Source organism: Niastella yeongjuensis (assembly GCF_900110245.1).
Classification (GTDB): Bacteria; Bacteroidota; Bacteroidia; order Chitinophagales; family Chitinophagaceae; genus Niastella; species Niastella yeongjuensis.
Genome location: NZ_FOCZ01000006.1, coordinates 502,318 through 516,008 on the forward strand (window position 1 = coordinate 502,318; position 13,691 = coordinate 516,008).

The window sequence follows — 13,691 nt, forward strand, 5'->3', positions numbered from 1 at the left end:
TTTGTAAAGATTTTCCAATAAAAATGGTGGTAGCCTAACTAATAACAGAAGCCGCCATTACAGCGGCTTCGTAATTATAATATAATACTAATTTTTATTTGATACAAGGGGTGAACGATTGCACAAATTCAGTAGTTACTTTATTACCGCCACAGGTGCCGGGTGTCCAAAAACCTGATTTAAGGTAAACGCGCAATACCTCTTTTTCATTAGCATTCGGTTCTTTTACCTCTGTATCACCATGTATGGCCACTGCTTTTTTGATCTGGCCGGCAGCGTCTACGATCATTTTAATTTTAACTTTGCAGTCCTGAGCAGGGTCCAGATTAGCCTCATTGAGATTTCTATTGATGTACCGGCCCCAGGCCGGAGCACCGCCCGGATATTCCGGCTCTTTTTCAACACCAGTATAGACTGTTTCCTTTAGCGTTTCATCGAAATGGCTTTTGCACTCCTGAGCAGGTTGAGGGTCATTCCCCATTTTTACGCTTGGGGTTGGAGTGTGCCAGGAAAAAGAAAATAATAAAAGGGCAAAATAAGTAACAGGGTTCATGTTAAATGTAGGTTTTACGGATATTTTATATCGCGCGGCTAATATAGAGATTTATTACTACCAGTCAAATATACCTGCTGCCCAATTCCATTATCTTTAAATGAAGCGGTCAAGTTGTGTACTGTTATTGTACCGGAATGGCAGGATAATGCACGGAAAATAGCCTTTTTATTGCACCGGAATGCCATAGGGATACTCTGCGGATTGTCTGCAGACTCTCTGTAGCCCCCTTCTGCAGAGCACTTCCAGACAATATTCAGACAACTACCTGACAACTACCTGACAACTACCTGACAACTTTCCTACAGTCTACCGACCATTCTAATACTGTCTGTCTTGTCCTAAAATAGCTATAAGCCTGTCTTCTTGTTGGAACAATGAAGGGAAGCACCGGGTTGTTCAGCCCTGGCACAAGAACTGCAATGGCATATTACAGCTTAAAACCGTAATAAAATGACTACTGCAAAACAAAAAGTGGAGCCCGAAAAAACTACACAAACCGGGCAGAACAACATCAATCCTGAATTAAAGAAAGAGCTACAGAAACGCGACACCGACACGGCACCCGATGAATTCATTGGCCCTGATGCCGATACCGATGTGCCCCTTGATGGTTCCGTACAGAATGATGCAGTGCTGCGAGGGGAAAACCATGCGGATGAAATTGAAAAAATAGACAAGCTGCCGCCGAAAAAATAATCCGGCCCTGCCCCTCTTCTACGATCTGTTGAGCAACATCTTCATATAAAATGAAGGTTTGGTGAGTTTTTTACGCAAGTCTATTTCATAGAACATGCACGACATCAACTCACGCAGTTGCTTATTGCGCATGGCCGTTTTCATTAAGAAATTAAACAGCCAGGTGCGATTGGCCAGTTTTTGGATCCTGGTGCTCAATCCCAATTCCGCACCCAATACGCGATAGACTTCATCGTCATACTTTTTCATGATCGCTGCCCTGAAATCATTTGCCTGTAAACAGGCGGCTGCCTGTTGCGCCGCTATGCGACCGGAATATAACGCATTGCCTATTCCTTCACCGGTAAACGGATCTATCAAATAGGCGGCATCGCCTGTTAACATATATCGTTCGCCGGAGAGTGTTCGCTTTTTACTGCCCAACGGCAATCCATACCCCCCTATCCCACTGGCCAGCGTAGCATTTTTAAACCGTTCTTTCATCACAGGATCATTGGCCACAATATCCTGCATGGCCTTTTTCAGGTTCAACTTTCTTTTTCGTACCACGCTGCTTAAGATACTGATGCCTACATTGGCTTCACCATTTGGCAAAGGAAAGATCCAGAAATAACCAGGTAGTAATGAACGCAGAAAATGCAATTCAATAAATCCATCGGCATGTAAACCGGTAACCCCTTTGTAATATGCCCTGATGCCTGCACAGTAATGCTGCGGCTCCATATGAATACCAGCAACTTCTTTGGTAAAAGCGGAATGGGCACCATTGGCCACGATCACCAGTTTTGCCTTTACGGAAAAGGCACCGGCTGCATCCGTGAGTAAATATCCATCTTCCTGCAGGGTAAAATTATCTATGGACTGTCCTTCAAACAATTGAATATCCGGACAGCGTTTCAATTCAGTAACCAGGAAATTATCGAAATTGATACGTTTGCAAACAAAGCCTGCCGGAATGCCGGTCTTCGCCTGGGGATTGTAATCGGGTTGATAAGCGATATCAAGCGAATCGCGGCTGGGTGCCGTAAAAGTAACGCCCCAGCTATCTTCTTTCTCCTGCAACTGACACAGGCGTTCCCCAATACTTTTATCGATCCGGTTCAGCGCCGTCAACACTTTTCCGCTCAGGCCGTCGCCACAGATCTTATCGCGCGGAAAAATGGCTTTATCTACCACTATACAGGAAATATTGAGCCGTTGCAATTGCAATGCGGCAGCTGCACCCGCCGGCCCGGCGCCAATAACGCAAACATCAGTTGCTATCATAGGCGGGAAAGATAGGTAATAAATTGCATTTGTTAACTATTCCGCTTGCGGTAATGCTGCGGCGATACCCCCATCAATCGCGTGAACATCCGCGAAAAATAATAGGGGTCATCGATGCCCAGCTGACTGGCAATATGCCTTACGTTCATATCGGTGAACAACAAATACTGACAGGCCTTTTGAATTTTGAGGTGATTAAAATACTGAATAGGGGCATGACCGGTTTTCTTGCGGAACAGGGCGGAGAAATGCGCTATGGAAAATTTTGAAAAAGCTGCCAGCTCATTCAACCCGATATTGGTGTGTAGTTTTTTCTGCATCAGCGTGATGGCCCGGTCTACCATGTCTTCATCTTTCTTGTTCTCGAAATAATTGAATTTCTCTTCGTACAAAAAGGATGAAAGAAAATGCGAGAATACCATGTTAGCGTAACGCAGGTTATCGCCACTGTACCCTTTCTCCAGGTTGGCATAGATCTCCTCGAATAGTTTGATGCGGTTTTGGTTGAACGTCAAATGCGCCTGTCCTTTTTTCGACTGCTTTTGCATGTGATCAACAAAAGCATTGGCCGCCTCGCCCTTAAAATGGATCCAGTAAATACTCCAGGGATCGTTTTCATTGGCCCCATACCGGTGTGGTGCATTGGCGGCAATGGTAATAAGTCCCGATGGGTTTATATCGTGTTTCTTTTTATTGATCTCTATCCAGCCTTTTCCTTCCACACAATAAATGAGGATACACTGATCAACCCCTTTTTTTCTTTCCAGGTAATGGAATTGGGCCTTGGGATAGTACCCAATATCCGTTACATACAAACTCCTGGTCAATTTATCGATGGCCAGAAAATGGGAGATCACTTTTTTGGGCAGAACGATCAGACGCTGACCTTCAAACCCCTCCTGTTTACGGAAAGTGGTAGTCATGGGTGTAATACTTAAGGATGCGTATTATTATAGGGCTCAACCTTCAATACAGCCTTATCATTTCCCAAATCTACCTTTTTAAATTCTATTTTGATCTCCCGCTGTTCACCGGGCCTGCCCTTCAGCCTAATATTCCAAACTCATAGATCGTAGTCGACAGATACACTTCCCCGGGATGCAATATCGCCTCGGGAAAATGGGGATGGTTGGGACTATCAGGAAATGCCTGGGTTTCCAAGGCCACCCCACCGTGTTTTTCATAGGGAATGTTTTGCCGGCCAGTTATCTTGCCATTCCAGAAATTGCCTGTATATAGCTGCATGGCCGGTTTATCGGTATACACTGTGATCACTCGTCCGCTCGCTGGTTCACTCATGGTGGCTGCTTTTATGATATATTTGCTATTGGCCCGCTTAAGAATGAAATTGTGATCGTATCCGTTGTCCACCGTCAGTTCCCCGATGTCGTTACCGATGCGTTTCGGCAGGCGAAAATCAAGCGCCGTACCTGCTACCGGCAATATTTCACCGGTGGCGGTATTGCTTGCAGACTTGGCCGTATACTCCCAGGCTGAAACACTCAGTACATGATCGTAAATAACAGGGTTGGTGAATCCCGATAAATTAAAATAGCTGTGATTGGTAAGACTGATAGGCGTGCTTTTATCAGTTTTCGCCTGATATAAAATTTGCAGCTGGTTATTGCGATCCAGCAAATAGGTTACTGTAAGAGAAACGTTACCGGGATAACCTTCTTCTTCGTGGGCGCTGCTGGTGGCAAACACGATGCCGCATTCGTTTTCCGTCTCGATCAGCTCCTGCACTTCCCAGAGCTTTTTATTGAAACCCATCCAGCCGCCATGCAGGTGGTTATTTCCATCATTCACTGATAACTGATACTGCGTTCCATTCAATTGAAATTGGCCATTGGTGATGCGGTTGGTAAAACGCCCTACCACGCACCCAAAATAATCCGGATTCTCTTTATACTGATGCAGATCGGCAAAACCTGCCACAATATTAGCAGCCACTCCATTTTTATCGGGCACATGTAAGGCCGTAATAGAACAACCTATATTAGTAAGTTCTACAGTGATAATCCCGTTGCTAAGTTTTGCCTGTTTAATGGTGCCTTCATAATCACCGCACCATGTGGTTAATTTCATGAAGCCAAATGTCGCAATCGCGTTTGGCTAAAGGAATAGCAGTTCTTATGAAAAGGATGGATTTTTTTATTTGACTGCTATAACCCAGCCATTGGAAAGCGGTCTTTCACCGCCATCGCTTGGTTTGTTTCGCACTTCTAATTCGTGGTTGTTGGGGTTGCGGATCAAAAAAGTAGAAGAGCCGCCACCATCGAGGTTGATGGCGTCTTTTACGCCAAGGGCCTGCATGAACAGACCCAGCTCCCTATAGTCAATACCGTTTGAGTAGGCTGCATTGCGTCCATCCACTACTACAAACCAGATCACCTGTTTGTCAGTAATACCTGCCGCTGTGCGGGGATGAATGGCTTTGATGGTCTGGGGTACCGGTAAATAATTTTTTACCAGGTATACACCTCCACCGGCCGCCTCCTGTAAAGCTGGCCGTGTACTGTCCTTACTGCCAATAACCGCCCGCCGTTTCTTTTTTCTTTTTTCTATTCCCAGGTAAGAAAGGCCCTGCTGTTGTTTGCCTGTAGAAAAACTGTCTTTCCATGCAACACCCGCTTTATACAGAATGCCCATGGGAATACCCGTTTCGAGGTTGAAAAAATCGGCATTTACCCCGGCAATGATCTGTTGGGAATTATTACTTTTCCTGACCATGTTGCTCAGTGTTTCCCGGCCTTTGCAGTCACTACCGGCAGTCAATAGTTGCAGCTGTAGTTTTTTATTATGCAGATCGGCCCGCAGGATATAAGCATGTATGGGCTGCCCTTTACTATTGAGGTAGTGCAGATCGGTCTCTTCTACCCCCGCGGTTATCATAAAAGAAGTATCCGTTATCAGCTCCTTTATCAGGGGTGTACTGTACAGCCGTTGCCCTACGGCAGACCGGTACTGAGCCATCACCCCCACCTGCAGGCCCAGTATCAGCAGGGCCACTGCACCAATTACCTGTTTGTACATCTTCTTTATATTTTTCTGATTGCCCGAATGCGGTGGTTGGTCACCTCCGCTACATATATTTTTCCATCTGCCGCCACTGCCAAATCGGTTGGCTGGTTGAATTTGGCGCTGTTGCTTAACCCGTCTGCAAACCCGGCTGAACTGCCGGCCAGGGTAGTTACCTGTCCGCTGATTGAAACCTGGCGGATGCGGGCATTCGTCAATTCCGCTACCAGAATATTTCCTGCGGCATCCACTTCTACACCATAGGGATCTGCAAACTTAGCGGTCAGGGCATCGCCTTCCTGCAAACCCGAGGTACCAGCACCCGCTACTGTTGTCACTACACCCGCAGGGGTTATTTTACGGATCCGGTGATTGAGCCGGTCGGCCACAATGATATTGCCATCGGGGTCGAGGGTTAAACCACTGGGGTTTCTGAATTTTGTTGCGGTGCCATTCCCATCCTGGTAACCAGCTGTACCGTCACCGGCCAGTGTTGTTACTACTCCTGCCGCAGTCACTTTTCTTATTCTATGCGAAGTATTATCGGCCACATATACATTGCCCTGGTCATCGGCCACCACATCGAGCGGCTGCATAAATTTGGCTGCCCCGCCGGTGCCATCGGCAAATCCGGCCGTACTGCCGGCCAGTGTACTCACCACGCCAGCCGGGGTAATTTTTCTTATTTTAAAATTATCCCGGTCGGCCACAAAAATGTTGCCTTGTTTATCGAGCGCTACTTTCCAGGGTGAACTGAATTTGGCAGTGGCGGCGGCGCCATCTGCAAACCCGGCGGTACCATCCCCGGCTATCGTAGTTACGTCGCCGGTAGTACTGATCTTACGGATGGTGTGGTTTTGGCGGTCGGCCACAATGAGGTTTCCCTGTGCATCGATGGCTACGCCTTCGGGGTTTCTGAACTGGGCGTCTGTAGCGGGTCCGTTCAGCAAACCTGCCGTACCACTTCCTGCATACGTGCTTACCAGGTATTCCGATGGCGGCGGTGTTTTATAGGTATACACCGGCCCTTCTGCCAACTGTTCCTGTATGGTAATGGTGACTTTACCATCGCCCGCGCCTTTTGGCGACACAACCTGTAATTGCCTGTCCCCCGCTTCTATCACCGCGGCATCAACGCCATTGAATTTCACCTGGTTCTCACCGGGCACGGCGCTGAAGTTTTTCCCATTGATGGTCACTATGGTCATCTCCGGCCCACTGTCGGGCCAAATGGAAGTGATGGAAGGCAGTGTTGATATCTCAGCGGTATCATCTTCTTTCTTACAGCTGATGAACAGCAACCCCATCAGGAAACCTGTTATTATTTTGTTCATGTTGTTAAGGTTGGGTTTTTGAAACAATTAGCCAGGAATTGGCAATGGCCCGCGCACCGCCATCTGATGGCATATTCCTAACCTGCCATACAGGCGCCAGCGGGTGTTTGATCATCAGCGTGGAGGAACCGCCGCCATCAATATTGATGGCGGTTGCAACACCCAATGCATAAAAAATCTGCGCCATATCTGTATAGTTGATCCCATTGGAATAATAAAAATTCCTTCCATCCACTACTATAAAGTACACCTGTTTGTCGTCGGTAATGCCCACCCCACTGCGTGGGTCAACAGTAGTAATGTTTTGGGTTACTTTTTTGTGGCCTCTTACCAGGAACACACCACCGCCCAATGCTTCTTTGATCTGGGTCTTCAGCGCCGGATAATCGCTGTCTTTATCGCCAATAAAAGGGGTGCCATCTTTAAGGATAGCAAGGAAACTAAGTCCCTGTTGCGGCTTGTCGGTATTATTGGTAAATGAAGGTTTCACCCCCACACCGTTTTTATAAACAATACCCATAGGCTCGTAACTGGTGGTATTGAAAAAATCGCCATTAACGCCGGCCATTACCCGGTTATTAGGCGCATCGACATACCGGGCCATATCGGTCACCGCCTGTGCACCATAACCCGGTGCATCAAAGGGTGTCGCTGCTACCATTTTTACTGCCGGATTGTTGAGATCGATCTGTAAAACGAACAGACGGGTGCTCAAACCGGCCATACTTAAATAATGGATATCGGTTTCCTGTATACCCGGCTGAACCTGGAATGTAGTATCTGAAAAAACAGTGGCCATCACATTGCTGTTGCCTGTTATTTTCGTAGTAAGGTCACTAAAGGTTTTTGGTGTTGCTGTCTCCTCCTTATCCTTTTTACAGGCCGGCAACACCGGAACTATAAACAGCAGCAAGGCATATAAGAAATGGGATCTGGTTCGCATACTAATTTGTTTTGTAGTGTTTATCAATAACCGGGGTTGGGTTCCAGTAAACCGTTAAGCACTCGTTCCGATTCGGGGATGGGTAATTTCATTTGTGCATCGCTGATATCCAGTTCCGTTTTTGCTTTATTCAGGCGTACCAGGTCGTACCAACGGAATCCTTCCGCCAGCAGCTCCCGTCTTCTTTCCAGCAGCACCGCATTAATATAGTCGGCATCGGTAACAGGATTTACTGCAGGCAGTCCCCTGGCAGCGCGTAATTCATTCAATCTCGTCAACCCATTCAACCCTTTTGCTTCTGCACTGATCAGGTACATCTCTGCCAGGCGGGTTATAATGAGGGGGTCGGTACCTGTTTGTCCACTGGGATATTTATTGATGATGTTGTCGCTTCCAAATACATCGATGGACATGGCCTTTCTTTTATCAGCATTATCGTACAGCTGCATCACATCATTCGCAGGTGCATAGGCATAACTTCCTTTTACCGGTTGTGCATAGGTATAGAACAACGTGCTGATGGCAATACCTGATTCAATCGTCAAATTTTTGAAAGCAAATATTTCCTCTGTGTTCTGCTGGCCGCGGAATATTTTTTCAAAGGCATCCAGTTTGTAATTGCCCGATGTGATCAGCTGTTCGGCCAGCGTTGCTGCTTCCGCTAATTTTCCCTGGGCTAGTTTGGTCCGGGCCAGTAGCGCCGTTGCCGCATCCTTTGACACATAATAATAATCGCTGTATGCCGGCGCCAGGTTGATGGCCTGTTCCATTTCGTTTTCAATAAACTGCCAGGTTTCCACTTCTGTATTCCGGGGAACATTGCTGATCGTGTTCTTTTCCAGTACGGGTACACCGCCCCAGCGCGTAACCAGGTTGTAATAAATATAGCCTCTGAAAAAGTGCGCCACACCAAGGATCTCATCCTTTCTGGTTGAGGCCTCCATGGAAGCCGCCGACTCCAACAGGATATTTACCTGGTACAAGGCCGTGTAATAACCATTCCAGGCGGCGCTGATCATCGCCTGTTCGGGCCGCAGCAGGCTATTGATCAATTGTGTGGGGCCGCCCGTGCCTCTTGCCGTGATCAAATTGCCCCCGATCAGGTCAAAAAAGATATACGATTCGCGGCCGGGCGCATTCTGCACTTTGTTGTATACCCCGGTAAGAAACAGTTCTACATCTTTGGCACTCAAATTTCCAGCCGCTGCTGCCGAGTGCGGATAGAGATCCAGTTTTTTTGAGCAGGAAACACCCATGATCACAGCAACCAGTAAAACCAATAATATTCTTTTCTTCATGACTGTATGCTTTAAAAAGTAAGATTGAATCCAATATTGAAAGTTCTTAATTGTGGCATCACCAGGTTATCGTCACCCAGGAACTTGGGATCGAGGTTGTCGCTCACTTCAGGATCGATGCCTGAATATTTTGTCAGCAGGAACAGGTTATCTGTCTGTGCATAAATGCGCAGCCGTTCCAGCCGCAGGCGTTTTAACACGTTTTGTGGCAGGTTATAACCAAGGCTGATATTTCTCATGCGGATGTACGAGCCATTTTCAAGATAGCGGGTAGAATTATACGTATTGTATGTATTACCGCTGATTGCCCTGGGTACGGAATTGCTGGTACCGGGCCCTGTCCATCTTTTTAATGCCTCCTCCTGCAGGAATGGGAAATAGGTGCCGCCCAACCGGGTAACGTTGATGCGCCAGGGCGCATATACTTCTGCACCATGGGAGTACGTGAAAGAGAAATTAAGGTCGAAATTCTTATAGGCAAATGAGTTATCCCAACCACCAAAGAAGTCAGGATTGGAGGAACCAACGATCTGCCTGTCGCTCACATCGATGGTACCGCTGTTGTCAACGTCTTCATATTTCACATCCCCGGCGCGGATGCCGGTATTGTATAATGGCTGCGGTACTTCATCATTCGATTGAAAGATGCCTAGTTGTTTATATACATAAAAGCTGCCCACTTCACTGCCTACCCGCAATACGCGGTTGGCTCCTATCAGCAGGTCATCATTACCCAACAAAGAAGTGAGTTTGTTTTTGATAAAGGAGATGTTGAAATTAGAGGTCCAGGATACTTTTCCCAGATCAACACTGGTATTGATGCCCAACTCGAAGCCTTTATTTTGCATAGACCCGATATTGGTGGTTACAGCAGTAAACCCGGTGGTAGCTGCTGTTGGCATTTCGTACAACAGGTTGGTCGTATTCTTGATAAAATAATCAGCGGTGAAATTTACTTTGCCTTTCAGCAAGCCAATGTCTATACCGGCATTGAACTGATTGGCGCTTTCCCAGGTAAGCTGATCGTTGCCAACCCCTGTAATGGCCAGTCCGCTTTTGTTATCGTAATTATAACCACCACCGGCCAGTGCCTGGTAAGCATAATTGCCGATCCCTTCCTGGTTACCTGTTTTACCATAACTGGCACGCAGTTTCAGGTCGGTTGCGGCCATTGGCCAGAAGGCTTCTTTCGATACTTCCCAACCTGCAGAAACAGAAGGGAAATATCCATAGCGTTGTTGTTTGGAGAAACGGGAGGAACCATCTGTTCGCATGGAAACTGCCAACAGGTATTTACCGGCATAATTAAGATTTACCCGGCTGAAATACGACTCCAACGCATTTTCCGACAAACCGGTACCCGCCTGCGTGATGGTGGCTGCCACCGAATTCACATCAAAGGAGGAAGATGGAAAGCCGCTGCCGACAACCTGGTTATTCGAAACACTCGTTTTCTGGAATGAGTAACCAGCCAAAACACCCATGTCCAGATCGCCGAATTGTTTTTTATAATTCAGGGTGTTCTCTACAACCAGGTTACTACCGAAACGGGTATTGTCTTCCAGTTTTCCATTTCCGGTTCCATAGGGATGGTTCGCGTTGTAGTACATGTAATCGTGGGTGTAAATAAGATCGGTACCCAGTGATGACCGCAGCGTCAGGTCTTTCAACAGACTGATCTCTGCAAAGAAGTTACCCAATAGCCGATAGTTATCGAGGTACACTTTTTGTTCATTCAGGATCTGCACGGCATTATTTCGTAACAATTCGGAAGTACCACCTACGTAATACGTTCCATCCGGTTTATAAGGGTGATCGAAGGGCCGTTGTTCCAGCCCTCTTGCCAGTACTGTTGAACCAAGGTTTGAACCGGGCACCCGGTTGTTGTGCGAAAAACTCATATTGGTATTGGCGCCCACGCGCAGCCACGGAAACAACTGTTGTGACAGGTTCATTTTACCGGTATACTTTTTCAGGTGGTTTGTTTTAACCGCGCCTTCCTGGTCCAGATAGCTGCCGGAGTAATAATAAGAACCCTTTTCATTGCCACCGCTCAGGGAAACGTTGGCGCTGTTGGTTTTTCCTGTCTGCAATACCAGGCCCAGCCAATCGGTATCGGGCAGCCCGGGATATGGGTTCTGGATGTAGGGAATAAAATTGCCTACACCGGGTGCATAACCATATTGTAAATTGTAGTTATCGATGCCCTCGTTAATGACATCCACATACAATTTTGAATCGGCCATTTTTAATTTATTCAGATAAGGCACTTGCTGCATGCCTGAAAACACATCCACGTTCAATTTTGATTTTCCTTTCCGGCCCGACTTGGTAGTGATTAAAATAACGCCGTTTGTAGCCCTTGACCCATAGATGGCAGCCGAGGCGGCATCCTTCAACACATCGATGGATTCAATATCGTTCGGGTTCAGTTCGGCAAGCGGGTTCATGTTTTCACCAAAATCAGCAATCGCCGCATTTTGTGACCGGATGGGTACGCCATCGATCACATAGAGCGGTTCGCTACTGGCACTTAAGGAACCTATACCGCGTATACTCACCCGGTTGGCGCCGCCCAGGTTACCTGAACCGGAGGCCACCATCACCCCGGCCATTTTACCCTGGATCAGCTGATCAGGGGCCAACACCGGTCTTGTATTCTTTTCATTGGGTTTAAATGTGCTGATAGCACTGGTAACATCCCCGCGTTTTTGGGTACCATATCCTATTACCACAATCTCACCCAACCCTTTTACCTGTTCTTTCAAAACAATGGTCATCTGCCGGGCGCTGGCAGCTATCTCCAAAGTGGCATAACTTACATGCGAGATCACCAGCACTGCTTTTTCATCTATGTTATTGAATGAAAATTCGCCATTGGCATCGGTGGTAGTCGCTATTTTACTGCCCTTTACGCTTGCCGAAGCACCTGCTACTACATTTCCAGCTTCATTCAAAACGGTTCCATGCACAGGCATAGCAGCACGAACTTCCTTAAAGCTTTCATTTACCGGCGTTTCTTTTTTTTGAATGATGACGGTTTTGTCGCGCGTAACAAGGGCATATTGTTTCTCCGGGAAGAACGTATGCAGCACGTCTTCAAGCGGCGCCTGTTTGAAGTTAACATCATGCGTGCCTGCCGATCTCATCATCTCTGCCTGGCACAGGATGCGAAAACCAGTTTGCCGGGTAATTTCATCAAACACCGTTTCTGCAGTGGCCGACTTATGTGAGAAAGTGATCCCCTGCGCCATCACATGAGCGCTTGCCTGTAGTAACAGCCCGGTTGTTATCAGCAGCATCAGGAGCTTTAAGATCCCGGGCCTTCGTTTGCTGCGGTTTGAACAATAGAAGGTCATTGTATAAATTTTATACATCACATATTGTTTTATAATTATTGGGAATAGCTAGGACTGTATAATAATAGTCCTGCCTGCTACTTTGAAATGTGCTACGCCTGTAAGCGCGATCATTTCCAGTACATCAGATACGTTGCCATATTTTGTAATGGAGCCCCATACTTCTTTATGGGCTACATCGGCTTTATATACTATGTCTACATCATACCACCGGGCCACTGAGCGCATGATGTTTTCCAACGGTTCATTCCTGAACATAAATTCCCCGTTCTTCCAGGCAACGGCTGCCGCCGTTTTTACCGGTGCTATTTTTATTTGACGGGTAAGCGTTGCCTGCTCACCCGGTTGTAAAATGGCAGATGCGGCAGTCCCTGCAGTTACTTTTACTTTTCCTTCGAGCAGGGTTGTTTTTACTGCAGGCTCATCGTCATAGGCCATGATATTGAAATGGGTGCCCAACACCTCTACCACCTGCTTGTTGCTTTTTACATGAAAAGGTTTGTCTTTATTATGGGCTACTTCAAAATAGGCCTCCCCCGTTATTTCCACATTGCGTTCTTTACCGGTAAAGGCTGTGGGATACCGGATGCTACTGGCTGCATTCAACCATACTTTTGTACCATCGGGTAATACCAACTGAAATTGCCGGCCACGGGGGGTTATCAGTGTGTTGAACGCCGGCAAATAGGCAATAGGTAATGGTGAATGGGCAATGGGCAATGATTTATATGCCAGTCTGCCTTCCTGCAATTCAACCTGAGCACCAGACTGATCAGCAATGATCCCATTTCCCATAGTATCCAATACGATCTGGTGACCATCTGCCAATGTAAGTATGGCGCCATCTTTACCGGGTATTATAGGTTGAACAGCTTGCGTTTTAGCCAGCGCCGGCTTTTGTGTAGTACGATTATCTGCGTACCACCAGCCACCAATGATCAATAGTACAATGGCAGCCGCAGCGGCTATCCTGGGCCATATGGTATGCAACACGGCTTTCCGTTTAACCGGCAATCGGCCTGCCATCCCCTTCAGGTTCGCTTCCATCTTTTTTTCATCAATGGGATTAGCTGAGCCGCCAGCCTGTTTCAGGTACCAGCTTTCCAGCAATGCCTTTTCCGTTTCGGTAAGGTTACCGGTTGCGTATTTCTGTAAAAGTGCCCTTATTTCCTCGTCGTGCATCATGAATGCTTATTCCTTTATTAAGAGACGGGCAAC

The 13,691-nt window shown here is 47.0% G+C and carries 11 protein-coding genes; 1 reads left to right on the forward strand and 10 read right to left on the reverse strand.

Annotation, left to right across the window (positions count from 1 at the left end):
- Nucleotides 1-94: 94 nt before the first annotated feature.
- Nucleotides 95-553: a hypothetical protein gene (locus BMX95_RS18655; protein WP_081202523.1), complete on the reverse strand. Its 459-nt coding sequence runs from the start codon at nt 551-553 to the stop codon at nt 95-97.
- A 453-nt stretch (nt 554-1,006) separates the two neighbouring features.
- Here BMX95_RS18655 and BMX95_RS18660 point away from each other — a divergent pair, with 453 nt between their 5' ends.
- Nucleotides 1,007-1,252, forward strand: coding sequence for a hypothetical protein (locus BMX95_RS18660; protein ID WP_081202522.1), 246 nt, complete (start codon nt 1,007-1,009; stop codon nt 1,250-1,252).
- A gap of 18 nt (nt 1,253-1,270) precedes the next feature.
- On the opposite strand, the gene BMX95_RS18665 is transcribed toward BMX95_RS18660, so the two are convergent.
- From BMX95_RS18665 to BMX95_RS18705, 9 genes are all read right to left on the reverse strand, one after another.
- Nucleotides 1,271-2,518, reverse strand: a complete 1,248-nt coding sequence (locus tag BMX95_RS18665; protein WP_081202521.1) for an NAD(P)/FAD-dependent oxidoreductase — start codon at nt 2,516-2,518, stop codon at nt 1,271-1,273.
- A gap of 32 nt (nt 2,519-2,550) precedes the next feature.
- Complete coding sequence (locus BMX95_RS18670; RefSeq protein WP_081202520.1) at nt 2,551-3,441, reverse strand: AraC family transcriptional regulator; 891 nt, start codon at nt 3,439-3,441, stop codon at nt 2,551-2,553.
- A 121-nt stretch (nt 3,442-3,562) separates the two neighbouring features.
- Entirely contained in the window at nt 3,563-4,606 is a 1,044-nt protein-coding gene (locus BMX95_RS18675) for an aldose epimerase family protein (protein ID WP_081202519.1), read from the reverse strand.
- A 66-nt stretch (nt 4,607-4,672) separates the two neighbouring features.
- On the reverse strand, nt 4,673-5,554 hold the full coding sequence (locus BMX95_RS18680; protein WP_081202518.1) for a phosphodiester glycosidase family protein: 882 nt from the start codon (nt 5,552-5,554) through the stop codon (nt 4,673-4,675).
- A 5-nt stretch (nt 5,555-5,559) separates the two neighbouring features.
- Entirely contained in the window at nt 5,560-6,873 is a 1,314-nt protein-coding gene (locus BMX95_RS18685; RefSeq protein WP_081202517.1) for an IPT/TIG domain-containing protein, read from the reverse strand.
- A gap of 4 nt (nt 6,874-6,877) precedes the next feature.
- Complete coding sequence (locus tag BMX95_RS18690; RefSeq protein ID WP_207631658.1) at nt 6,878-7,816, reverse strand: phosphodiester glycosidase family protein; 939 nt, start codon at nt 7,814-7,816, stop codon at nt 6,878-6,880.
- Between the two features lie 23 nt (nt 7,817-7,839).
- Nucleotides 7,840-9,114 carry a RagB/SusD family nutrient uptake outer membrane protein gene (locus BMX95_RS18695; RefSeq protein WP_081202516.1) on the reverse strand — a complete coding sequence of 425 codons (1,275 nt, stop codon included), beginning with the start codon at nt 9,112-9,114 and terminating at the stop codon, nt 7,840-7,842.
- Nucleotides 9,115-9,125: 11 nt separating this feature from the next.
- Nucleotides 9,126-12,473, reverse strand: a complete 3,348-nt coding sequence (locus tag BMX95_RS18700) for a SusC/RagA family TonB-linked outer membrane protein (RefSeq protein WP_207631656.1) — start codon at nt 12,471-12,473, stop codon at nt 9,126-9,128.
- Nucleotides 12,474-12,521: 48 nt separating this feature from the next.
- Complete coding sequence (locus BMX95_RS18705; protein WP_081202514.1) at nt 12,522-13,658, reverse strand: FecR family protein; 1,137 nt, start codon at nt 13,656-13,658, stop codon at nt 12,522-12,524.
- Between the last annotated feature and the right edge of the window lie 33 nt (nt 13,659-13,691).

Coding starts and splice junctions, on each gene's coding strand:
- BMX95_RS18660 (WP_081202522.1), top strand. CDS start 1,007: ATGACTACTGCAAAACAAAAAGTGGAGCCCGAAAAAACTACACAAACC.
- BMX95_RS18690 (WP_207631658.1), bottom strand. CDS start 7,816: ATGCGAACCAGATCCCATTTCTTATATGCCTTGCTGCTGTTTATAGTT.
- BMX95_RS18685 (WP_081202517.1), bottom strand. CDS start 6,873: ATGAACAAAATAATAACAGGTTTCCTGATGGGGTTGCTGTTCATCAGC.
- BMX95_RS18695 (WP_081202516.1), bottom strand. CDS start 9,114: ATGAAGAAAAGAATATTATTGGTTTTACTGGTTGCTGTGATCATGGGT.
- BMX95_RS18680 (WP_081202518.1), bottom strand. CDS start 5,554: ATGTACAAACAGGTAATTGGTGCAGTGGCCCTGCTGATACTGGGCCTG.
- BMX95_RS18665 (WP_081202521.1), bottom strand. CDS start 2,518: ATGATAGCAACTGATGTTTGCGTTATTGGCGCCGGGCCGGCGGGTGCA.
- BMX95_RS18655 (WP_081202523.1), bottom strand. CDS start 553: ATGAACCCTGTTACTTATTTTGCCCTTTTATTATTTTCTTTTTCCTGG.
- BMX95_RS18705 (WP_081202514.1), bottom strand. CDS start 13,658: ATGATGCACGACGAGGAAATAAGGGCACTTTTACAGAAATACGCAACC.
- BMX95_RS18670 (WP_081202520.1), bottom strand. CDS start 3,441: ATGACTACCACTTTCCGTAAACAGGAGGGGTTTGAAGGTCAGCGTCTG.
- BMX95_RS18700 (WP_207631656.1), bottom strand. CDS start 12,473: ATGACCTTCTATTGTTCAAACCGCAGCAAACGAAGGCCCGGGATCTTA.
- BMX95_RS18675 (WP_081202519.1), bottom strand. CDS start 4,606: ATGAAATTAACCACATGGTGCGGTGATTATGAAGGCACCATTAAACAG.